Origin of the sequence: Methanobrevibacter sp., assembly GCF_045636185.1 — an archaeon.
In the GTDB taxonomy this organism is placed as follows: domain Archaea; phylum Methanobacteriota; class Methanobacteria; order Methanobacteriales; family Methanobacteriaceae; genus Methanocatella.
The window spans coordinates 1-23,923 of the sequence record NZ_JAZTXC010000095.1; the positions used below are offsets into that span (position 1 = coordinate 1).

The 23,923-nt window shown below is 33.0% G+C and carries 23 protein-coding genes; 6 read left to right on the forward strand and 17 right to left on the reverse strand.

Annotated features, from left to right (window positions below; all coding sequences use genetic code 11):
• Positions 1 to 168 precede the first annotated feature (168 nt).
• The gene (gene dph5, locus ACKI3Q_RS05545; RefSeq protein WP_407415070.1) at positions 169 to 960 is read right to left on the reverse strand and encodes a diphthine synthase; all 792 of its coding nucleotides are present in this window, start codon (positions 958 to 960) and stop codon (positions 169 to 171) included.
• A 38-nt stretch (positions 961 to 998) separates the two neighbouring features.
• On the opposite strand from dph5, the gene ACKI3Q_RS05550 reads away from it, so the two are divergent.
• Positions 999 to 2,000, forward strand: a complete 1,002-nt coding sequence (locus ACKI3Q_RS05550; RefSeq protein WP_407415072.1) for a class I SAM-dependent methyltransferase — start codon at positions 999 to 1,001, stop codon at positions 1,998 to 2,000.
• A 20-nt stretch (positions 2,001 to 2,020) separates the two neighbouring features.
• On the opposite strand, the gene mtnA is transcribed toward ACKI3Q_RS05550, so the two are convergent.
• The gene (gene mtnA, locus ACKI3Q_RS05555) at positions 2,021 to 2,950 is read right to left on the reverse strand and encodes an S-methyl-5-thioribose-1-phosphate isomerase (protein WP_407415074.1); all 930 of its coding nucleotides are present in this window, start codon (positions 2,948 to 2,950) and stop codon (positions 2,021 to 2,023) included.
• A gap of 87 nt (positions 2,951 to 3,037) precedes the next feature.
• Between mtnA and ACKI3Q_RS05560 the strand changes: the two genes are divergently transcribed.
• On the forward strand, positions 3,038 to 3,751 hold the full coding sequence (locus ACKI3Q_RS05560; protein ID WP_407415076.1) for a PD-(D/E)XK nuclease family protein: 714 nt from the start codon (positions 3,038 to 3,040) through the stop codon (positions 3,749 to 3,751).
• Positions 3,752 to 3,773: 22 nt separating this feature from the next.
• On the opposite strand, the gene ACKI3Q_RS05565 is transcribed toward ACKI3Q_RS05560, so the two are convergent.
• Positions 3,774 to 4,763 (reverse strand): beta-ribofuranosylaminobenzene 5'-phosphate synthase, encoded by a 990-nt coding sequence (locus ACKI3Q_RS05565; protein WP_407415078.1) that lies wholly within the window; start codon positions 4,761 to 4,763, stop codon positions 3,774 to 3,776.
• Between the two features lie 1,038 nt (positions 4,764 to 5,801).
• On the reverse strand, positions 5,802 to 8,126 hold the full coding sequence (locus tag ACKI3Q_RS05570; protein ID WP_407415080.1) for an Ig-like domain-containing protein: 2,325 nt from the start codon (positions 8,124 to 8,126) through the stop codon (positions 5,802 to 5,804).
• Between the two features lie 342 nt (positions 8,127 to 8,468).
• On the opposite strand from ACKI3Q_RS05570, the gene ACKI3Q_RS05575 reads away from it, so the two are divergent.
• Positions 8,469 to 10,061: a right-handed parallel beta-helix repeat-containing protein gene (locus tag ACKI3Q_RS05575; protein ID WP_407415082.1), complete on the forward strand. Its 1,593-nt coding sequence runs from the start codon at positions 8,469 to 8,471 to the stop codon at positions 10,059 to 10,061.
• 110 nt (positions 10,062 to 10,171) lie between these two features.
• Here the strand turns inward: ACKI3Q_RS05575 and ACKI3Q_RS05580 are convergent, their stop codons facing one another.
• Positions 10,172 to 10,393 (reverse strand): exodeoxyribonuclease VII small subunit, encoded by a 222-nt coding sequence (locus ACKI3Q_RS05580; protein ID WP_407415084.1) that lies wholly within the window; start codon positions 10,391 to 10,393, stop codon positions 10,172 to 10,174.
• Position 10,394: 1 nt separating this feature from the next.
• A complete protein-coding gene (xseA, locus tag ACKI3Q_RS05585; RefSeq protein ID WP_407415086.1) occupies positions 10,395 to 11,645 on the reverse strand; it encodes an exodeoxyribonuclease VII large subunit in 1,251 nt (416 codons plus the stop codon).
• Between the two features lie 104 nt (positions 11,646 to 11,749).
• On the opposite strand from xseA, the gene ACKI3Q_RS05590 reads away from it, so the two are divergent.
• The 3 genes from ACKI3Q_RS05590 (at position 11,750) to ACKI3Q_RS05600 (ending at position 13,757) form a co-directional block, all read left to right on the forward strand.
• The gene (locus ACKI3Q_RS05590) at positions 11,750 to 12,400 is read left to right on the forward strand and encodes a hypothetical protein (protein WP_407415088.1); all 651 of its coding nucleotides are present in this window, start codon (positions 11,750 to 11,752) and stop codon (positions 12,398 to 12,400) included.
• Positions 12,401 to 12,508: 108 nt separating this feature from the next.
• The gene (locus tag ACKI3Q_RS05595; RefSeq protein ID WP_407415090.1) at positions 12,509 to 13,102 is read left to right on the forward strand and encodes a TetR/AcrR family transcriptional regulator; all 594 of its coding nucleotides are present in this window, start codon (positions 12,509 to 12,511) and stop codon (positions 13,100 to 13,102) included.
• 175 nt (positions 13,103 to 13,277) lie between these two features.
• The gene (locus ACKI3Q_RS05600; protein WP_407415092.1) at positions 13,278 to 13,757 is read left to right on the forward strand and encodes a hypothetical protein; all 480 of its coding nucleotides are present in this window, start codon (positions 13,278 to 13,280) and stop codon (positions 13,755 to 13,757) included.
• 85 nt (positions 13,758 to 13,842) lie between these two features.
• On the opposite strand, the gene ACKI3Q_RS05605 is transcribed toward ACKI3Q_RS05600, so the two are convergent.
• From ACKI3Q_RS05605 to ACKI3Q_RS05655, 11 genes are all read right to left on the reverse strand, one after another.
• On the reverse strand, positions 13,843 to 14,709 hold the full coding sequence (locus ACKI3Q_RS05605; RefSeq protein ID WP_407415094.1) for a radical SAM protein: 867 nt from the start codon (positions 14,707 to 14,709) through the stop codon (positions 13,843 to 13,845).
• 60 nt (positions 14,710 to 14,769) lie between these two features.
• Positions 14,770 to 15,330: a methanogenesis marker 17 protein gene (locus ACKI3Q_RS05610; RefSeq protein WP_407415096.1), complete on the reverse strand. Its 561-nt coding sequence runs from the start codon at positions 15,328 to 15,330 to the stop codon at positions 14,770 to 14,772.
• Between the two features lie 13 nt (positions 15,331 to 15,343).
• Complete coding sequence (locus ACKI3Q_RS05615) at positions 15,344 to 16,585, reverse strand: methanogenesis marker 15 protein (protein WP_407415098.1); 1,242 nt, start codon at positions 16,583 to 16,585, stop codon at positions 15,344 to 15,346.
• Positions 16,586 to 16,588: 3 nt separating this feature from the next.
• Complete coding sequence (locus tag ACKI3Q_RS05620) at positions 16,589 to 17,044, reverse strand: methanogenesis marker 5 protein (RefSeq protein ID WP_407415100.1); 456 nt, start codon at positions 17,042 to 17,044, stop codon at positions 16,589 to 16,591.
• 15 nt (positions 17,045 to 17,059) lie between these two features.
• Positions 17,060 to 17,527 carry a methanogenesis marker 6 protein gene (locus tag ACKI3Q_RS05625; protein WP_407415102.1) on the reverse strand — a complete coding sequence of 156 codons (468 nt, stop codon included), beginning with the start codon at positions 17,525 to 17,527 and terminating at the stop codon, positions 17,060 to 17,062.
• Entirely contained in the window at positions 17,505 to 19,046 is a 1,542-nt protein-coding gene (locus tag ACKI3Q_RS05630) for a methanogenesis marker 3 protein (protein WP_407415104.1), read from the reverse strand. The genes ACKI3Q_RS05625 and ACKI3Q_RS05630 overlap by 23 nt, the downstream gene beginning before the upstream one ends.
• A gap of 109 nt (positions 19,047 to 19,155) precedes the next feature.
• On the reverse strand, positions 19,156 to 19,353 hold the full coding sequence (locus tag ACKI3Q_RS05635; RefSeq protein ID WP_407415106.1) for a hypothetical protein: 198 nt from the start codon (positions 19,351 to 19,353) through the stop codon (positions 19,156 to 19,158).
• Between the two features lie 318 nt (positions 19,354 to 19,671).
• Complete coding sequence (locus ACKI3Q_RS05640) at positions 19,672 to 20,625, reverse strand: methanogenesis marker 2 protein (RefSeq protein ID WP_407415108.1); 954 nt, start codon at positions 20,623 to 20,625, stop codon at positions 19,672 to 19,674.
• 34 nt (positions 20,626 to 20,659) lie between these two features.
• Positions 20,660 to 21,781, reverse strand: coding sequence for a DUF2117 domain-containing protein (locus tag ACKI3Q_RS05645; RefSeq protein ID WP_407415110.1), 1,122 nt, complete (start codon positions 21,779 to 21,781; stop codon positions 20,660 to 20,662).
• Positions 21,778 to 22,284, reverse strand: coding sequence for a ribonuclease VapC (locus tag ACKI3Q_RS05650; RefSeq protein WP_407415112.1), 507 nt, complete (start codon positions 22,282 to 22,284; stop codon positions 21,778 to 21,780). Before ACKI3Q_RS05650 ends, ACKI3Q_RS05645 begins: the two co-directional genes overlap by 4 nt.
• Positions 22,285 to 22,369: 85 nt before the next feature.
• A partial coding sequence (locus ACKI3Q_RS05655) for an Ig-like domain-containing protein (protein WP_407415114.1) occupies positions 22,370 to 23,923 on the reverse strand: 1,554 nt, incomplete at its 5' end.

Sequence of the window (23,923 nt, forward strand, 5' to 3'; positions counted from 1 at the left end):
AAAAACTAAAAAAAATACGATAAAAAAACTTTAAATAAAACAAAAACAAACATATAATTGATATGAATATATAATCATATCAAGTTGAACATCAGAAAATATTTCAAACTCCAAAGATAGTTCAACGAGTAAAGTGAAGGAAAACTCCTTTACTTTACATTTTAAAAATTAAACATCATCCAATATTTTAGAATCCGCTCCTGCAATCTTTACAAGGTATTCTGCCTCAACAATGTGTAAATCTGCAGGAATAACAATACAATGAAGAGGACCGCCAAAGTCATAATCTATCAGTTCGGATATTTCACCCGCCTTTACAACAACATCCTTTGAACCGACACGCGCAATACCGACAGCCAATGTATCCTCACTTATCAATCCGTCATAATCCAAAGACTCTTTAATATTCATCAAATATTCCAGACCTTTATTAACAGTCATGTATCTATCTTTATGGGCCTGAATATCAAGTAAAACTAATGTGTGCAAGTTTGATTTTAAATTCTCTTCAATAGCAACATATGGAGATTTAGGATAGAAATTATAATCCGGAAATGGAATAGTGGTAACTTTTCCAAACTTATAACCCTGAAGACCGGAAATAGCTGGTGCTGAAGATAAAATGGATGATCCATGAATAACCTCATATTCAATTCCTTTATCAGCACACTGGACCAAAAAATCACTGTGGGTGGTTGCAATTAAAGGGTCTCCTCCTGTAATTAATGCAACATCCAAATCTTTTGCCTCTTCAATGAATTTATGTTCTTCTTCAACTTCATTCCTGACCAAAACTTCAATCTCTTTGCCGACCAAATCCTCTATTTTATCGAAGCTGGAACCGAATAAACGTGAAGTGAAAAATTCCGCATAAATCCTGTCTACATTTTTTAAACATTCCAAACCTTTTAAAGAAATGTCTTTTTCATCAAATAAACCTAAACCTACTAAATAAAACATAATATAATATATATGAAATAAAACATAAAAAAGTTATTATGAAATCAGTAAAGGTTCCATTAAAAAAGCTTAATGATGTAAGAAAAGAATTGATGGCAAAAGAATTAATGAGAATGGATTATAGGATTAAAGCTGAAGCGGATTATGGTTATATTCCAATAAAAGAGGATATTGAAGGATATGAAATAGTGGATGTTGAATTAGAAGAACTGAACACCCATCCACATAACTTTTCAGAGCTGCTGGAAGACGAGCTGACAGCAGAAGAAATCGAAAACCTGAAAACGTCTTTCGATACTATTGGGGATGTTGTAATTCTGGAAATTCCTGATGAACTGGTGGCTAAAAAGAACATTATTGGAAAAGCAACCTTTGATTTCACCAAAAGAAAAGCAATCTACATGAAAAAAAGTGCCATACACAGCACTATAAGAATAAGGGACCTTGAATTGATTGCCGGAAAAGATGAACCTGTAACAATACATAAAGAGCACGGCGCCAGATTAAAGCTAAATGTTAAGGAAGTGTACTTTTCACCAAGACTTGCAACTGAAAGGAAACGTGTAAGCGACAGCGTTCATGATGGAGAAAATATTTTAGACATGTTTTGTGGAATAGGACCGTTTCCAATAGTAATAGCTAGAAACAATGATGTCAATATAACCGGTGTCGACATAAATGAAAATGCAATAAAATATTTTGAGGAAAACATCAGATTAAATAAAGTTGAAAATATTGAGGCAATCTGCGGAGATGTGAGGGAAGTTTCAACCACATTTAAAACAAAATTCGACAGAATAATAATGAACCTTCCAGGCCTTGCCTATGATTTCCTTGATGTTGCAATGAATCTGATTGAAGATGGGGGAATAATAAATTATTATGAATTCTCTGATGGATATGAGCAAGGTAAAAAAAGATTAATAGATGCCGCTTTAAAAGAAAATAAAAATGTGGAGATACTCAACACCAGAAAGGTTAAATCAATATCTCCAAACGAATGGCATGTAGCCATTGATGCCAAAATTAAAGAAAAATAATTAATATATGTAAAATAACACTAAATAGGATCAATTATACCATTTTCAGTGATAATTCCTGTAATGAACTCGCTAGGAGTAATGTCAAATGCAGGATTAATTACTTCAGTGCCTTCAGGACAGATTCGGGCTCCACCATAATACCTTACTTCATCACCATCACGTTCTTCAATAATAGTATCAAAGATAGATGCTTCGATATCAAAGGTAGACAATGGAGCAGCCACATAAAATGGTACATTATGTTGTTTGGCTGCCATTGCAACCATAAATGAACCGATTTTATTGACAACACCGCCTTTAGCTATTCTATCAGCACCGATTACAACCTTATCAATTTTTCCCTGTGACATTAAAAATCCTGAGGCGACATCAGGAATTAATTTAACGGGAATGTTTTCCTGCTGCATTTCCCAAACACTCAAACTGGCCCCCTGACCTCTAGGCCTTGTTTCATCACAGATGACATTGATGTTTTTACCTGCATCACGGGCTGCTCTGAAAACACCCAATGCAGTTCCATAATCAACACATGCCAGCGCACCAGCATTACAATGGGTTAAAACAGTGTCGCCATCATCAATGACTTCACTGCCATATTTTCCGATAGCCCTGTTAGTATCAATATCTTCCTGATACATTTTTAATGCTTCTTCTAATGGATTATCACTATTCAATACCCTATCGACTGCCCAAAACAGATTAATTGCAGTTGGTCTTGCAGCTTTAATTTCTTCTGCAGCCTTATCCAAATCTTCATCATCCAAATAAGCCAATGCCATGCCAAAACCTGCAGCAACACCTATAGCCGGCGCACCACGAACAATCATGTCCTTGATTGCTACAATAACTTCCCTGTAGTTTTCACAATAAACATAAGTTAATTCATCCGGAAGTTTAGTCTGATCAATTAATTTTAATTTATTATCTTCCCATTCAATAGTTCTCATAGATAATAATTTAATTTAAAATAATATAAAAATTTAATCTTATCCCATACAAAAGAATATTAATTTTAATAATTATAAATTAAAATCATGAAATTATCAAAGTCAAAAATCAATACATATCTCAAATGTCCACGTGAATTTAAATACCAATATATTGATGAAATTGAAATGCCCCCAAATGAATATATGGAACTTGGAACCAATGTTCATTCAATAGCTGAAAATTATGTTAAAATTTACGGTGAGAATCCACAGGAAAATCCGAGATATTATCTTGATTTAATAGCTAAACAAAAAAACATGAATATTGATGAAATTGATGTCCATTTAGATAGTTTGGCTTCTTTTTTTGATAAAGCATTTATAGAAAACGATTATAAAGTATTTAGCCAGGAAGAATACTTGACTGATGATACACACAATTTTAGTGGAATTACAGACATTATTTTAGAAAATCCTGAAGGAGAACTGGTGGTTATTGACTATAAGACAGGTTCCTCATCTTCCTTCAGCAAATGCAGATTGGAACTTGGATATTATAAAATGCTTGTCGAAAGCAATTACAATAAACCAGTAATAAGTGCAGGAATATTTTTTACAAAAGACAATAAACTAAGATTGCTGTATTTCAAAGATGAAGATAATAAACGAAAATATATTTGCAATCAGGAATTAAATGATGGCCTTGATACATTATACAAAGTCAGAGAAAATATAAATGCCGGAAAATTTCCCAAAAATGAACAATTTTTATGCAGATACTGCACATATTCAGATATCTGCTTTAACGACAGAGATTAAAAAAAGAAATTGAAAAAAGTGATTATTTTTCAATTATATAACCACTATTTTGACCTTTAGTTATAAATATAGGTGCATCTTCACCTAAAAATTCGCGAGTTGCTTTTAATACGGATTCCTTATTTCTTTCATCGACTACAGAATAAATAGTTGGTCCGAAAGAACTCATTCCAACACCATATGCTCCATTATCACGCAAATGCTGCATTAAATTATGCATTCTTTTATCATATAATGTCAATTCTGCTTTTTGGAATCCTCTTTTATGAATTTCATCAATACATTTTCCGAATTCTTCAATATCCTTTTCAAGCATTGCAGGAATCAGATTCATAAATACAATATGAGATAATTGTTCCACTTCTCTTTGAGGGAGCGGACAGAATCTCTGGAATAAGTTAACTTCTTCACCATCATGAATGGATAATCCGTATGGAGGTATTGCAATTAACACATCCCATTCCTGAGGAAACTCATATCTTCCAATAAGTGGAGGCGGACATGCACTTGATGCTGAAGAAGGTAAAAACGTAGCTTTTTCCTTTAAACTATGTCCTCCATCAGCAATAAAACCTCCTTCTTCGAAACCATAAGTTCCGATTCCTGAAGTACCACCTCTTCCAACAATTGAGGACAGTTCAACAGAATTTTTTTCAATTCCAACAGTTTCACAAATTAGTTTAGCAGTTGCAAGAGCAATTTGGGTACCTGATCCAAATCCGGAATGTGCTGAAAATGCATTGTGAACTTTAAAATCAAAACCAATATCCAAATCAAAGTGATTGCAGATATCTTCATAAGCTTGTTTTATTTTTAAGTTACATTCTTCAATTGCTTCTTCATCTGTAATACTTTCATCAAATTCTACAGTTACTCCACTTTCTGTTTGAGTACTTTCTAAAATGAATTGTGGGTTTTGTAGAGAAAATCCGATTCCCCCATCAATTCTTCCATATGACCCATTTAAATCCAATAAGGTTATATGGATTCTAGCAGGTGTTCTTATTATCATCATTATCGCCCAAAAAAATATATTTTATTACAATATAATTTCTTTAAATTTAAATATAAAAACTTTTATATGAACACATCCTAAAAAAAAAGTAAAATATAAATTTTAATTTATTATAATTTTAATTGGCTATTGAATAAGCATCCCCATCTGGTAATGATATGTCCTGAAAATTAAGCTAATATTCAATATATCAACACTATTTCATCAGCAACACAATTATAGAACACACAACCAAAAGATACATTTTCACATTTAATAGTTAAACAGGTTTTTTAGAAACATAACAGTAAAGACCAGTACATTGTTAATTTTAAATATAGAAAAGATAATGAAATTAAGGATGAACTTTACTCCCCTTTTGTCAATGATTGATTTTCATGATGGTCAAATAATACATAATTAAAAAATTTTTAAATCACTTATTTTCTTCTAAAAATAATGTATGCAAGTACATACTTATATTATCATTTATATAGTTACTTATATAAAAAATAAAAGGTATGTAAGCACTTACACACAAAAATAATTAAATAAAGTTCTTTTCAAATAAATATTTAAGGAGAAATACTGGAGATTTTATCTCTATCATAAATAGCCAATACATAAAATCTCAAACAATCACCAACTTTAATCCTGTGATGAGTATATGGCTACTTAATACATTTTATGGGAGGATGTAAAATATGCTTAGTTTAAAAAAATCAATAATTTTATTTATAGTAGGCATATGCATTTTAATGAGTACTTCCTGTGAAGTTGATTACACTTATAGCTGGTACCATTTGGCACTCGGAGAAGCTATAATTGGAGGTACATTAGGAGGTATTACAGGTCTTAGCTATTACTTCACCAATTAGGAAAGTGATAACTCACTTTCCCACATTAAAGGAACAAGAAAAATGTTGAATCTGAGATTGCACCACAATGGATGTGGAAATATGCTGCGGTGCGATACACAATATTCAAAAAAAAATGTAGGAACGCATGTGAAAAAGAAATATCTTAAAAAAATAAAAAGAAGTTAAGAAATTAATCTTAACTAATAGTAATCACATTTGATTTTCTATAATCATTCCAGATGGTAGTTATAATATATTGGCCCGGCATCAAGTTAATATTTAATGAAATCGTACCATTTTCATCAGCAGTACGATTGTAAAATACTCCATTAATATTAAAAGTTAAATTTTCTCCATGCACGATACTACCCTGTTCATCCAACACAATAGCTTCAAATTTACTGCCATCCCGATATTTCATTACCAAATCCTTTGTAACCACCCTTTCCAATACCATTATATCATTGGATACAAGCTCACCCTTGTAATCAGCAGTAACGATATAATCCCCAGGGTTTAAATTAACATTTAATTTGGCGACACCGCTTTCATCAGTAGTGCGTGTGTAGAAAACACCATTGATGTTGAATGTGACACTAGCACCACCCAGAGGGTTTCCCTGACCATCCAATACTTTAATAGTGTATTGAGTTCCATTCCGATAATATTTTACTATATCGCTATACTCAAGAAGCACGGACTTTACCTGAATGGAGTTACCAATCATTTCACCGGAAACCAAATTGATTGAAGTGATAATGTATTTTCCCGGCGCTAAATTAATATTCAGCTTAGCAATACCCATTTCATTAGTTTTGCGGGTGTAAAATATACCATTAATATTAAATTGCACATCTGAATTTTTTAAAGGCTTGCCGTCAGTGTCTAAAAATGATGCATAAAACTGCGTGTCGTTTTTAAAGTACTTTACAATATCTTCACCAAATACAGTTTGCCTTATCGTGACATGAGCAGTAGTTTTATTCTTGCCTATCTTATCATCATAGGATATTACTGCATCATACTCACCTTTTCCCAAGTTGAGGGCCAGTGATGCATAACCATTCTCACCAATAAAGCGATAATAGTCCATTCCATTAATTTTAATACCCACACATTCTCCAATTAAAGGTTTGCCATAGTTATCCTTTAAATATACATTCAATCTTTGAGGCCCGCCAACATACTTGTCGACATCACTTGTACTTATATAAGCGCCATAGTCAGTCACATAGTAATTTAAATTATTCTCTTCAGATTTTCCCTGTACGAAAGCATGGATATTGTGATTGCCCATAGATTTTGGCCTGAAATAAATGATAATATCTTTTACCATGTTGATAGCAGGCAAATTCCAATACAGTTTATGCTGTTGAGCATCATAAATATAGGAACCGTGTGAAGGATAAGCATTGATAAAATCAACATCATTACCCAAATCAAATTCAACAGTATGTTCAGTGTTTAAAAGCTTTATACTATATGAAACAGAATCTTCATCATTAATGAGTACATTGCTTGGACCGTCAATCAATTCAATCATGTTTCCTGTAGCAGTATTTTCAAATATATGTGTTCCGACATATAATTTTCCAGGATTTTCAGGGACTGAAGATGCAGGATAATAATTCCCCTTATAATAAAAGTGAGTTACAATCCTTGATGTATCCAATCCAACATTATGCCCATTATCATTAGTTACATAAACATCAGCACCATAAAATAATCCATTTGGTGTATCATGAACCTTATAATCATATGTATAAAGATTTCTTCTGTTTAAACCTGAATCATCATAAGAACAGATTTGAATAATTGCATCTACAGGATCTGCTCCGTAGTCCTTATAGTTTCCTTTTTGATAATACTCAATTTCGTTAGGAATAACCATGAACTGTCCAGGATATAATGTTCCGGTTAGAATTCTATCATAAAATGCAATACCATATCTTCCGTCAGGAGCCTTTACAACAAAATGGCCATAGTCATAATCATAAAGAATATCCCTTGCCTGTCTAAGAAGATCTTTTGAAATATCATTGCTTGAAACGATAGCACCAGCTATCCTTTCAATTGCTCTGTTATCATCATCATACTGACTTCCACCTTGACCAATTACCCAACCATCCTCTGTTATTATAGAATGGAAAAAATAAGTATATAAAGTATCAATTTCTTGCTTAATAATATTTCTGCCATACCACTCCTGAGAATTGATTTCTACACCATAACCGTTAAGCGGTGAATCCTGCCTAAAAGCATAAACTGTTTGACCATTGTTCTCCTGAATGATGAATGAACAACACTCAAAATCAGATATATCTACTGTCCTATTGGATGAAGGCCGGATATCTGAAACTTCATCAGACAGTATATCAGACCCATAATCAGAAACATCTGATGAATTATAATCTCCAATTTCATCAGTTATGGCCACATCAGACAATATTTCAGACCCATAATCAGAAACATCTGATGAATTAATATCAGCCGCACTAACTGCAGAAATACTTATAATCAAACAAATAAATAAGATTATTAGTTTATAATATTTCATATATTATTATATGATTTTATAAATAAAATAATTTAGTATTTTTTTGTTCAACAAATAATCATTCATTGCCAGAATCACCGAAACGAAAAAATAACAACATCAAAAATATCTTTTAAGCAAGCATATATTGATATCATGAAAACATTTCTTTTTTAAATGAAATTAAACATTGCTGAAAGCTTATTAATGGAAATTACCAACTCTGCAAGCAAGTACCTGCTTACAGTAAAATATATTTAACATATTGCCAAAAATAGGAATAGAAAGTCTTTTGTTACTTTTTTAATACATTTTGGAGGTAAAAATATGAAAAAAATAATACTATTTGCAATGTTGATTTCCTTAGCATTAATTGGTATAAGTTGTGTTTCAGCAGCGGATATGGATAATTCCACAATAACTGATGCTCAAATACATCCAATTTGTTTCCCCGATGCTATTGACAGTCATAATTCAACAGAAATTATAGAAGACTCGAATATGAATAGTGATGAGAACCCTAATAATCAAACCCCAGGATCATTCGATGACTTGCAGGCAGAAATAGACAATGCTGCTGACGGTTCAATTTTAGTTTTGACAAGAGATTATTATGGTACTGAAAACTCATTTGTTCAGCTGGATAAAAATTTAATAATCGATGGTCAAGGACACACTATTGACTGTTTAAATAAAGATGGGTGCAGCGCATTTTATTCAAGCAAAGGAGATATTACAATAAAAAATCTTAGAATAATAAATGCTAATAATGATTATAATGGCGGTGCCATTTACATAACTGATGATGCAAAATATACAATTTCCAATTGTACTTTTGAAAATAACCGTGCTGAGAAAAAGGGCGGTGCAGTTTATTCTGAAAATTCACTGGATATTGAAAATTCCACATTCATATCTAACAGTGCAGATAACGGTGGAGCGGTTTATGTGGAAAGAGGCCTAAACGCTGTAAATGTAGATTTCACACAAAATAGTGCAAATGACTATGGTGGTGCATTTTATTCAGATAGGGATTCTTATATCAGTCAATGTCTTTTTGAATCCAATCGTGTTACATCCGATTACGGTTATGGTGGAGCTATTTATGTAGATAATGCAGAAATTTCCAATTCAACATTCAAGAAAAATTATGCTAAAGCTAGTGGTGGGGCAGTATATGCATTTGGCCTAACATTATTAGGCTCAAATTCCTTTGAAGATAATACTGCCGGAAAACATGGTGGAGCGATATATACCTCCATATTTACGGACGATGTTAAATATGCAAAATTCATCAATAACACCGCTGAAAATGGATATGGTGGAGCAATACACATTTACTCCGAAAACAAAGTTGCCTTTTCCCAATGTATCTTTGTAAATAATCATTGCGGTCAGGGTGGTGGAGTAATTTATCTGGAATCATCAAGATCACATCTAACTTTAGAAAATAATTTCTTCAACGGAAATTCTGCAGGAAAGAAAGGACAGGCAGTATTTAACTATGGTTACTACGATTCAGTAGACAGTAACTGCTGGAGTGAAAAAAACCCTTCATCAGGAAATGACATATTAACCGCAGCACATTTGTCCGGACCAAATGATTACATAAGTGATAGCAATCCGTTAGAAATGGTTTTATTTGTAAATAGTCAAATTAAATTAGTATTCCATATGGTAGATGATGTAGCCCATATAACAGCATGTTTCATTAATAATGCTGGAGACATATTTGAGGGTGAATTTTTCGATTTAAGTAATATTAATCTATACCCTGGTATAAATATTGATTTCAGCAATGAAAAGATTAGTCCCTGCAATATATCTGTCGATGCAACTATCAAATCTTTTGGAATACATGAAGTTTTAGCTGAATTTTATGGTTACACTACACTCACACTATTAGTCTCCGGAGAGTAATGAAAAATCGATTGAGATAATCCAGAGCGTTTAATAGGCTGTTAAATGAATTTTTGAATTTAAGTTAGTGTATGTTTAGAATTATTATTCATACACTATTTTCAAATTTTTTAATCAACATTGAATTCAACTATTTCACCATTTTCATTAACAATTTTTGCAATAGTCTCTTGTGCATCCTTAAGTTTATCATCACAAGCTTTAACTAAATCCATTGCTTTTTTAAATTCTTCAATCGCATTATCTAAAGGAACATCACCTTTTTCTAATTTTTCAACAATTTCTTCTAATTCTTTTAAATTATCTTCAAAACTGGCATTTTCATTTACCATACTAAATCACCTTCGTGTTAACGTTACCATCATTAAATTCAACTTCCAACTCATCACCAGACTTTAAATCTTTAGAACTGGAAATAACTTTACCTTCGCTTTTAGCTAATGTATAACCTCTCTTTAAAGTATTTAAAGGATTCAAAAGTTCCAACTTTGAAAATTGCAACAAATAATTTTCCTTTTTAGCTTTAATAATACTTTCAGGATTTTTAAAAACCGAAGAATTTTTAATCAAGTCCAATTTATTCTGATTTTTCATTATTAAAGATTCTGAAGAATGTTCCAGACGATTTAAAAGGTTATCCAATTGCATTTCCTTAGGAGCATAAATTTCACAGGGAGAAGTGAATATCTTTTTAGAAATTATATTGTCCAATTTAGCCAAATTTTCATCCAATGTCTTGTCAATAGCCCGGTTGGCTCTTGAATTAAGCTGGTCAATGCCCATTCTGATTTCACCAAAATTAGGAACAGCAATCTCGGCGGCTGCAGTTGGTGTTGGTGCTCTCAAATCAGCTACAAAATCAGCAATAGTAAAATCAATCTCATGACCGACTGCACTGATGACAGGAGTATTGCATTCATAAATTGCCCTTGCAACAATTTCCTCATTGAATGCCCATAAGTCTTCAATGCTTCCTCCACCTCTTCCAACAATTAATGTATCCAAATTAAAGTTTTCAGAACGTCTGATTTGCCGGACAATATTTTCACCGGCCATATCACCCTGAACCAATGACGGGAACAATATTATTTCACATAAAGGCCATCTTCGCTCAATTGTCGTTATGATATCCCTAATAGCTGCACCGTTAGCGGCCGTTACAACACCGACCCTATCGGGAAAATTAGGAATTTTCTTTTTATGGGATTCGTCGAATAAGCCTTCTTTATTAAGTTTTTCCTTCAATTCTTCATATTTCCTATGTAAGTCACCGATGCCGTCTTTAGAAATTTCACTAACATATAATTGATAAGTACCATTTTTCTTATAAACTTCAATCTTACCCTCAATTAGCACTTTCATGCCATCTTTTGGCTTGAATTTGAGTTTATATCTAGCACCAAACATCACACCCTTAATTTGACTGTCTTCATCTTTTAAAGTGAAATATAAGTGTCCGCTTCGATATAAATTAACATTTGACAGTTCTCCCTTGATAAAAATATGTTTTAAATTAGAATCACTGCCAATCAACTCACCAATGTAGTCAGTTATGCGGGATACAGTGATATACTCCTCAGCCATAAAATATCACCATAGATATAATTTGTTATCAATGAGTAAATACTTTTTGATGAAAACATTAATAAAAGAAAATAGATGTATAAATATACAAGAGGGATTGTTTTATGGCCGATAAAGATTTGAAACTTGAAACAAAATGTTATGATGCAAATGAATATGGTTATTTATATGGATTGAACAAAAGAATTCCCGATGAAGAATTTGAAAAAGTAAAACCTTACATGAGAGATTTTAGAAGAAAAGATTTTTTAGATGGAATAATTAAAGTTACTGGAAGGCCTGAAGGCTACAGGTGCCTGGAAGAGGACGTGCCAAAAGTTGAAGAGATACTGGGAATAGAAAACACATTGGAAAAAAGGCAGAAAAAAATCGAAGAAGCATTTAAAGATCCGATTAAAAAAGTGAATCTCAAAGACCAATCATATGAATGGCTGAATACCCTTTTCAAAAATGGCGGAACAAGACCGAAACAGAATCTAAGTCGTTTGGCAATCCATTCAACCAAGATATATGATCCGGAAGACAGTTTTAAAATAGGCAATAAAAATGGTGAAGGAACACTTTTCATTTATACTCCTCACGGAATGTGGTACATAATCAATAACTGTGGAGAGTACAGTGATTTAAGTTTGAATAATGTAGAAACACCAAACGGAGGAGCTATCGGATATAGACTAATGTATGATGATACGTTGGATACATTAATCAGAATATATACTGAAGAAAATGAATACAGTGGTGAAAAATTATATTAGTAAGATACAATATTGAAAGATGTGATGTTAATTGATTAACTTTTTCAAAAAAAATATAGACAAATTTAAATTAAAAAAAAATTATATAATATATTATAGGGGATGCTTATGGAAAGAGAATTCGATACTACTGAAGAAAAAATTATACATGCTACATTTAGGATTTTTCAAAAAGAAGGTATAGATAAGGCAACAACTAAAAAAATTGCTGCAGAAGCTGGTGTAAACGAAGTAACTATCTTTAGAAAATTTGAAAACAAAAAGAACTTAGTAGAGATTACTAAAAAATATTATTTTGATTTATTCATTTCTAAAATAAACAATATTTTTGACTATGAAGGCATTGCCACTATTGAAGACTATTTGACAAAAAACTTTAGAGGACTTAATGATCTTTCAGATGAAGATTACAGTATAATCAAAGTGTCTATGGAAGAAGTCAGCGGCAGTATCCCAGAAAAGAAACTTTTAATATCAGATATTACACAAACCATTCTTAACAAACTTGAAGAATTTTTCAAATTGCAAATAGAAAAAGGCAATATTAGGGAAGTAAATGCTAGAGTATTGGGTATTACCTGTTTCAGTGTAACATTCCAGTCCATTATTTTAAACAGACTGTATAATGAAAATAATGAAGTGGATGCAAAAAAATATTCTGACGCGTTTATGGACATTTTATATAATGGAATAAAACCCTAAAACCTACTATTTTTTTAAACATCACCTTATTTTTTCATTTTATTAATTATAACAATGTAAGTATGTGCTTACATTCGAAAAACTTTATATAAAAGTTTTTTAATATAATTAATTGACTTATGAGAATTAAGAGTTTTCTCCAGTCCCCATATACAAAAAAAACAGAGGTGAAAATATGGATGGGAAAAAAATATTATTTATAATGGCCGTTTTAACACTTTTTGTCGGCTGTGCTTTTGCTGCAAACAGTGTAAATGATTTCAAAGTAAATGATGCTTACAAACACGTATCAGGCAATGACTATTTTTCATTAAACATGAATGACAACCGAGATGTAGGAATCACAGTCTACAAAAACGCAAATGATGATGCCTACGGAGATGTTGATGTTTACGACCATGTTTTACACGATGACGGTAGAGAATATATCCAAGTTGATGATGACATGAAAATTGTCAAAAACTCAGACAATTCTGCTAATTTCACCGATTTCGACCATGCCACCCATGGTGTTGTAGAACTTGTAGAAAGTAACGGTCAACAATTTATTGTTGTAGCTTGGGCAAAAGACTCAAGTAATGTTCAAAATGCTGAATTAGCACAACAAATTGCTCAATTCAATAATGACAACCAAGTAAAAGCAATCGCATTTTAATTAATATCTTTTGATATTAATTTTTTCTTTTTTTTAACCAAACTATTTTTAAAAAATCCGATAACTCTTTTAAAAAAAAATAGATTTAGTAATGACTTTGTGGAGTCATTCCTAAATGATGATCTTCGTTTTTCTTACCCGGAATTCCATAAGCATCTGCTCGACATTGAGTACATGCCCTAAATACAGGTATTATTTCTTCAACTTGTTCACGAACACTTTCCATCATTGAACAATCAGGACGTGAATAATGCTTCATTTTCGCTAATGGTATTAACGGCAGTATATTCATTAAAGAAGCCCCTCTTTTCTTAACTTCTTTAGCGATTTCAATAATATGTTCATCATTTAATCCAGGAATTAAAACTGAATTAACTTTAACAACCATTCCATTAGCTGCTGCTTTTTCAACACCATCCAACTGATTTTTAATCAAGATTTCAACAGCTTCATAATCTTTGTAAACTTTTCCTTCATATTTAATGAATGAATAAATGTCTACTGCAATATCCGGATCAATTGCATTGATTGTTACAGTAACTGAATTTACTCCAAGCTCTGCAAGTCTATCTGCATATTTTGGAAGTAAAAGTCCATTTGTACTCATACATTTAATTAAATCAGGATGTTTTTCAGCCATTTTTTCAAAGAATTCAAACGTTTCTTCGTTAGCAAGTGAATCTCCAGGACCTGCTACTCCCACAACTGAAATTGGACCATCAGCAGTTACATCATCAATATGAGCAATCGCATCATCGGGATTCATTATACAACTGGTAACTCCCGGTCTGTCTTCTTCATTGTTAATATCTCTTGTACAGAAGTTACAGAAGATATTACATTTTGGTGCAACAGGTACGTGAGCCCTACCAACTTTATCATGCATTTTTTCATTAAAGCAAGGATGTGCTTTAGTTATATGGGCAAATCTTGAACCTTTATGTTCATTCATAATAACCACTACTCCCCAATTATTTATAGTTATTTTATAACAACCGTTATATAAACTTTTCTACATTCCACTTTCCAGTTCAGCTATATATTCATTAGCTTTTTCAACCCATGCATCCATAATTAACTCATCAGTAGCGACAACTGCTACAATGTCATTGGTAGACATGTCCTTAATGATTTTAAATCCTTCAGGCAATATTCTAAATATCGCATCGTAAATTCTTCTTTGAAGATTTGAATGAGGGTCATCAATAACCAAAGTTTCTAAGTCTAATTGATTGCCTGAAATTTCAAGTTGGTATCTGTTTGGTTGGTAGATTTCATCTCTGGAAAACATTCTCCATAATTTATTTAAAATATTTGGAAGGTAATTTTCATCATCAATAAGAATTCTTGTTACATCATCCTCTTTATCATAAGTAAATGAAGCAACATCTTTGAATTCAACAACGGTTGAAGTCTTTTTCATTTTAATAGCTAATATAAATACAGGATCGTCAGGATTAACAAAAGCCTTTAAATCATCAACAGACGGACCTAACACCAAATCCTGGAAAATCTGCTTTATGATGATTTCATAAACTTCTGCACCTTTCTTATCATAGCATTCAACTAACATCGAACCACTCTTTTTATTTGTTATCTTGTCTATGTCCCATTCCTGATACTAAAAGAGCTGCACCTACAGCACCGATGTGTTGGGAATATTCAGGAACAATGACTTCAATTCCACCTAAAGTTTCACTTACGGCTTCCACAAGACCTGAAATTAAACTTGTTCCCCCTACCTGTATCAATGGTTCACGAATATCAATCTCTTGAAGTTGCTGTTCGTATACTTGCTCAGATACAGAGTGACATGCAGCTGCTGCAACATCTGCTTTAGATCCTCCTGCTGCAAGAGTAGTAACAAGGTCTTGAATACCGAATACAATACAGTAAGAGTTTAACATTGCTTTTCTCCAATCGCCCTGGACTGCTAAAGGACCGAGTTCAGTAATATCAACATCCAATCTGCGTGAAGTCATATCCAAAAATCTTCCGGATGCACCTGCACAGATACCACCCATGGTAAAGTTATCAGGAATACCATTATTAACAGTAATTACCTTGTTATCCATACCACCGATATCCAATACGGTAGCTTCTCCTCTTTGACGGTCCGCCAAATAAACTGCACCTTTTGCATTAACAGACAATTCTTCCTGAATAAGTTCTGCACCGAATTCCTGACCCATAGTAAATCTACCATAACCTGTAGTTCCAATACCGTCCACATCATCCCAGCCATAATCTGTTTGACCAAATGCTTCAGAAGCTGCAGTTTTTGCAGATTCAATAATGTCCTTGGTTGATGTCCAACCGGTTCCGATAACCTTATTGTTTTCCATCAGAACAGCTTTTGTAGTAGTTGAACCTGAGTCTAGACCAAGAGTAAGTCCTTCCTGTTTTTCACGGGCAAGAATACTTCTACGAGTTACAGTAGTAGCCAATGCTTCCATACGGATGAACAGTTCATCAGCTTTTGTCCTTTCAGTAAATGAATAGGTAACTACAGGTATACGAGTATTATGTTGTATAAAACGTCTTACTTCATTTCTTACAAGTGCCGCTTCAGCACATCTAAAACAGGTAGCAATGAATACAGCATCAGGTTTGGATTTGCCTTCAACAATAGCCATAGCTCTTGCAATCATCAATTTTAAACTTGAACTTTGAGCAGAAAAACCGAATTTTTCATATGCTTCATCAATGTAATCCAAATCAATTTCCGGAAGAATAATTTCTGCACCAAATTTATTAGCTGCTTTTTCAATTTCCTTTTGAATTCCACTATATTCAGTTCCACATGAAACTAAAGCAATTTTTACCATATTTTATTCCCCCTCTGATTTTTCTTCAAGTGAATCAATGAAATCGTTAATTTCATTAACCATAACATATGTTTCATCCTGATTTGTAGGGTAGGTTATTTCCAAAACAGGAATGTCACGATTTCTGAGTAAAAATATTGACAGTTCATTAGTTCTTGCACATCCGATACAACCAAAACCAAATGGTGCGCCATCAACAATAATAGCAGCCTCGGCTTCATCTATAAGTGGTCCAATAATTGCCATCCTACCACGAACACCTGATGGAACCTCAATTGCCGCATATTTAAGACCTTTAATTGGGTCCTCTTCTGTAATATTCATCGGAGGAGAATCAATTTCCGGATCTTTAATTTTTTGTCTAATTTGTTTTTGAAGAACTAAAGGAGTATGACCTTTCCTTTCAATTAAATCTGCCAAGATTAATGAATTTGGAGGATAAATAGCTACTTTAACCATATTTTCACCTATAATTTATTTGTTTTCTAAACATTCATTCATAATTTCTTTAAAATCATCAACTTTAACTGGTTTTTTCTTTTCAACCGTTACATCTTTAGGATTTTCTAAAGCTTCTGCAACATAACCAAGTATTGTATATTCCTTTTCCATTTGATGGAATCCTTCCCTAGGTCCAAACCTATGACCTCTACATCTTCTAGGATCCCCTGGAGCAAAACCTCTTTCTTTAGTGAATATGTGAGGAGGATCGAGTTTTCTAATCTCTTCAATTGCCTTCAATACATCATCCTTTTTACCACTAATCATTGACCCATAACAAGTGTTCTTTATTGTTAATGGCAAACCAAGCATGTGGAATTCACCAACGATTTCGCTTTCGCTTACACGAGCTCCCGGTCCAAGAATAATCATACGAGTAATTACTTCCGGATCCCAATCTTCACTACTCATGTTTACTTTAGGACATAGATTCTCTGACATATACTACAACTCCTTCTTTTAATTCTTCTAAACCTTCAGTATTAGTAACCATTTTACCAACAATGTTTGTTGCATTGAATGATTCTGCAGTCGGTCCAAATTCACTATTAGGCTCAAATCTAATACCTATCAAACCAGCACTTTTTGAAGCCATATTGGTAATACCTATTTCACAATCATTTACAATGTCCACAGGGTTATTTTCAGGGACAAGACCTTTAGCCAGTTTTTTATCCCCTTCAAAAATGGTAATATGCATTCCTGGAACTGCAAAGTGAACTTTAATCTTACCAACAGGATTTTCCAAAAGACCAGAAATCAATTTAAAGTATTTAACTGATCTTGGAGCATTATCTACAAATTCAATATCACGTAACTCTTCAGGACTAATAGCTTTTGTTACAACTTTTCCTTCTTTTAAAATATCAATAGTATGTCTAGGAGACTGCTCAACAATTAATCCCTCATCATCAGTTACGCCTTCACGGACATGCTCAACGCCAGCTTCAGCCAATATTTTACTTGCCTCACCTTGAGATTTGGCCATCAATAATAATCTTTTCTGCTCTGATTTAACAGTTATGAAATCATCTTTTTTAGCAATATCTATTATTTCCATTCCAGCAGTTATTTTACCGACAGTAGTATGGTTTGGAGTCAATACTCTGTTTTCACGATAAACATACATTCTGCCTACACCACCACCAGTGTTCCTAATAGTTATTGTTCCTCTTACTCTTTGAGTAGTATTTTCTTTAGGTTTATCAATACCTTCCAATTCATAAAAGCCTACGAAAGAATTTGAGTCGAAATTGACTTTAATCCTGTTATCCTTAATTATTGAAAACAAGTGCTCAACACAAATTGGTGAAGTTTCATCAATTTCAAAGGAAATATAAGTGTATAACTCATTGCCTTCTTCAAGAACAGTGCTTAAATCAGAAACAGATGCACTGTCAGTTGTTGTGCTTCTTTCAATAATCGGTTCAATAGCTGTTACCATATCATCATCAGTTAATTCGTTTAAAGTTTTCTTACCACCAATAATACGAGCAAAAATACCTTTATTGTACGGAGGTACACCATATATATTAGTAGTATTTCCTTTATGGAGAATTAAGTGTGTTGACTCATTACTAAAACTAGATAAACTTAAAACAACATCACCCTCATAATATTTGAATTCATCATGAGTAGGTTCCAAATCGGTTACGATAGGTCCAATAGCAACTTCATTGGAAGTAGACCATCTAACAGATAAATCAGCGAACTCCCCATATTGATTTTTCCATACATCAACAATAGGTGTTGCCTCATCATTGTCAACCAGCTCAATAATGATAGAACCTTTGGTTGTTTTGATTTTATATTTAGAAATATTCTTTTCCAGTTCTTTTTTACCTTTAATTAGACAAATAATACTACCAGGAGTATATGGGGCATTAGTCTCTACGATTACATCCTGAATTGTAGAACCCTCTGCCACATCAATCTCTTTGCCATTAACTTTAATTAACATACAATCTCCTAATATATTGTTTAATATGTTAATTATGTTTTTTAATATAAAAATAGTTATTCATTTAAATATTTATTCAACACACAAAAAAATAAAAAATAGAGGATTTTTAGTCCTCTTTTGTAGATATAGTTATTTTATTTGAAATTACATCATTTTCATACTGTGAAGTGATAATATCCTCACCAGGCATCAAGTTAATGTTTAAACTAGCAATTCCTGAGGAATTGGTGTATCTGGTATAGAATACACCGTTGATGTTAAATGTTATTCCCACATTTTTCCAACGGATTGCCTTGACCGTCAACCAGTTTTGCCATGAATTGTGTCTTGTCTTTAAATATCAAAAAAATAATATTGAATAAAAAAATAAATTCCTTCCAGAAAAAATACCAACATAAAAAATATCATTTAACATCCAAAACAAGAAAAAAAACAAAAAAAAGAAACAACCCACCATTTATCAATAAGTACTCCCTACATTGCAATTCATCCCCCGACCTAAGAGATCGGGTATTCTTGCAAATATATGATAAATATTAATTAAGTATTTAAAATAATTTTCTAATTAAATTTTTAATACTTTTTTACAAAATATTAAAGGATTGGTGATTAATTAACCACATCATAATTTAAAAACAGGATTATTATTTTGATCGAAAACATCAATTGTTTGGTCTTCATATGTAACGCTTAATGTCAAATCATCAGTTACTTCACCAACAACATTAGCCTCTATTGAGTACTTGGCCAGATACTCTTTAATAAATTCACATTTATCTTCAGGAGCTGTAAAAACAAAACCTGAACCTGGATATGACTTTAACCAATCAGCCCAATCCATATTCTCATTTTTTGGAATGTCCAAGAGGTTGACATTGGCACCTTTACCTGATGTTTCCAGAAGCATTTCCAAAGTTCCCAAAATTCCCGGATTTGAAATATCCTTTCCTGCTTTAATATAATCATGTTCGGCCAAATATTGGACTGCAGTAATTTGGTCCTGAACCAGTTTGGCGTCCTTGTCATATGTGGTATCCCAGTTCAGGCTAAACATTTCATGAGGCTTACCATCCAAATCAATGGCCACAATAACTTTATCACCTGTTTTTGCATTAAAACTGGTAATTAACTTATCTTTTTGTGCAATACCAACAATAGCTACACCAACTGAATCGCAATCACCATCAGGGTGCAAGTGTCCCCCAACCATCGGCACGCCGAACTTCAAACATCCGTCTTTTATTCCAGTCAGCAATTCTTCATAAATCTCATCATGATTAATGGACATTATATTAACCATTGCCAGAGGCTTTCCACCCATTGCAGCAATATCATTGACATTGACAAGAACTGAACAGTAACCTGCCCAATATGGATTGACATTCATTATCTGACCCCATATTCCATCAGCAGCAATCAACATAACCTGATTGTTCCCAATATCAACAGCAGATGCATCGTCTCCAATATCAATGACAACATCACCTGAAACATTATACGCTTCACTTAAAAGGTTAATTACATTGTCTATTGAATTTTTACGTGTAACTCCTTCAAATTCCTGCACTTCTTTCATGAGTTTTTCAAAGTCTAAAATAAACCCCACATCCTTAAATTCTATTAATTTTATATTTAATATTTCTATTATTTATTATTTCTATAATTTTATTTTCCAAATCACCGATTGATTTAAATTCCTTCGAGTTGACTAATTCTTTTTTATTGTTGAAAATTATTCTATGAATTTCAGCACCGACAATATCATCGTTTCCACTTTCAACTTCAAATATTATGGAATCACTAGATTTGAATCCGTCTTCAACCACCTTATCCAAATCACCATCAGTAATTCCCACAATAGGAATATTGAAACGGTATAAAATATCTGATGCAATCAGTGTGGTGTCATCGCCTATTGTAATCACAACAGAGGAATCCCTGAACTGATAAACGTCTTCACCGGCATGATCCAGAAAAGCTATTTTAAAATCATTTGAGTCATTTTTATCCAAAACTCTCGGAGTTACCTTTGCCTTTCTTAAAAGTCCTGTCTTTACAATAACCGTTGCTAAATCAACACTGCCCAATTTTTCAACACCATGAGGCTTTATCTCACCTCCAACAATATCCGCTATTCGATTGTCCTTTGAAACCAGGACAAGCTTGTCAGATGTTGATTTTCCAATGACAACACCGTTGACCATGATGTTTTCACCGGGACTGACCCCATGAATTGTACGCCTTTGCTGGCTTTTTTCATCATCCTTAATGTGAGTTTCATAGATTTCCTCAGGAGTTACGATGTTTAAATCTAGTTTATTAGCAAACTCCTCTGCCAAATCGCTTTTAACAGCCCAATTAATGACGCTTCCGTCCTCTTCACCTGGCCTTTCAATCTGAATAATCGGAATATTGTTTTCGCCAATCTTATTTTTATAGTGATTATATACCTTATAGCCAAAAACCTGTCCCGTAGTGGATGATTTGCCATAATTCAAAAGGAAAATAACATCTGCATGGTCATCATGGAAAATTTTCAAGGAATCACTTGGAACAAGCTTTTTTGAAATGTCAATGATGTTTTCAAGTGACGAATCGATGACGGCAGTTCGCCCCATTGTTCCTCCAAGCCTTACAGAAACGTCCCCATATTCTTTTATCAAATCAATTAATTTTAATGCATATCCGGAATCAATAATATTAGGGCCATGGACAACTACACCAATTTTCATTTAGACACCTTAATTCTCTTTTTAAATATTTTGGATCCACAAACATCACAATCATCAAAAGGATAATCCTCATCAAATTCCTTTTTACATCCCTGACAAACCTTTTTCCAATTGTATATTTCTTTAATTCCTTCAGTTATAATTCCAGAATAAGGAATATTCATTATTTTTAAAGTATTTTGAATTGTATAATCATCACTGATAACTTTTACAGATTTGCCCTCATCCATCAGCATTAATGCCAAAGCTATTATCTTTTTATCCGGGACCGAAAGTCTTAAAATGTCTCCGGATTGGGATATGATTTCATCGGTTTTATCAATATAATCCTTTGTAACATCCTGCACAATTAATATACCGTCATTAACTGCACTATCGTAGAGCAATCTTGATTTGAAGTCCTTAATTTCTGCAGTAATTTCAGGAACTGTAAAATTATTTTTTGATACCGGTTTAAAACCATTTATGAATGCTGAAGCATCTAAAACATAATAAATTTCCATAAATATACATTTAACTTAACAGTTTAAAAAATTTTTTGGAATCGATGAACCACTCATGAAAAAAAGTAGTTGAGAATATTAATCCTCAACTTTTAATTGTTACTCTGTTTGAAATTGCAGCGCCGTTTTCATACATGGACGTTATGATATATTCTCCAGGCATTAAATTAATGTTCAAGCGGGCAATACCATTGTCATCGGTTGTTCTATTGTACATTACACCATTGATGTTGAATGTAAGTGTCTGATTGGCAAAAGACTTACCCTGATTGTCAAGTAAAGTCGCTTCAAATTTAGAACCATCCTTGTAAGACATTACCAAATCATTAGCATTGATAATTGGAAGAACTTCAATACAATTTGATGCCATTAGACCATTATAATTGGCCGTTATAACATATGTTCCGGGATTCAGGTTGATGTTCATTTTGACATAGCCATTTTCATCAGATATTCTCTCATAGAATACACCATTGATGTTGAACTCTATAGTAACTCCTTTTCCTACAGGATTTCCCTGTCCGTCCAGAAGCCTGACTCTGTACTGGGAATCATTCTTATAATATTTAGTTAAATCATAGTTCTTAACAATAGTCGTCAATACTTTTATTTTATTTGAATGCAACTCATCATTTACCAGGTTTCTTGCAGTGATGATGTATTCGCCAGGATTAAGGTTAATGTTCATGCGGGCAACACCATCAATAATGCTTCTTGTGTAAAATACCCCATTGATATTGAATTCAACGCTTCCACTAGCAATTTTGCCACCTTTAGTGTCAAGACAGGTAATGTAATACTGACTTGCATTCTTATGGTATTTAGTCAAATCATCACCATACAATGTTGAAATGACCTGAACCAATGCCTCACAGCTACTCTCAGCGCAACTACATTTAATCGTGTAGTTTCCAGCACCCAAGTTAATATTGATTGAGGCCACACCATTGGAATCTGTAGTCCTCGTATAATCCTTACCGTTAATATTGAACTTGACATCAATGCCCGGAACCAGCCTGCCCTTTCCATTGACAACAGTAGCAGTAAGTTTTTCAGGACCTCCGACATATTTGGTCAGATTCTGAACTGTCAATGCGTAATTGGTGTCCCCGTCAACTATCAAAACACCATCCTTAACCTCAAGGTACTCTACATCTGCAGAACCGGTTACATCATATATTCCATCTTCAAGTTTACATTCATAATAATATCCAAATGATTTAGAATCATAGTATAATGTAATATAATGAACTTTTCCAGTATCCCTATTGGTTAATCTGGCATTAACATTCATGCCTGAATCAAATATTACCACATTTTCGTCTTCATCCTGAAACTGGCATAATTCAATTTTTGAATTTGGTGAAGCAGTCCCATTCTGGAAAACTAAAAATAAATTAAATCCTATATCTGATGGATCATAGATTTTGACATAATTATTAATGAAATTGGAACCATATATTTCACATTCACCATAAATTGCACCATTATACTTGCCATGATACCATCCGCCATATTCTGCGAAATTATTGATGAAGTTACCATTATATATTTTTGAATTTTCTTCATCATTTTCATTGTCTTCTCTTTCTAATTCTTTAACCCAACCAGCTGAAGTTGCAACTTTTTCAAAATCAAA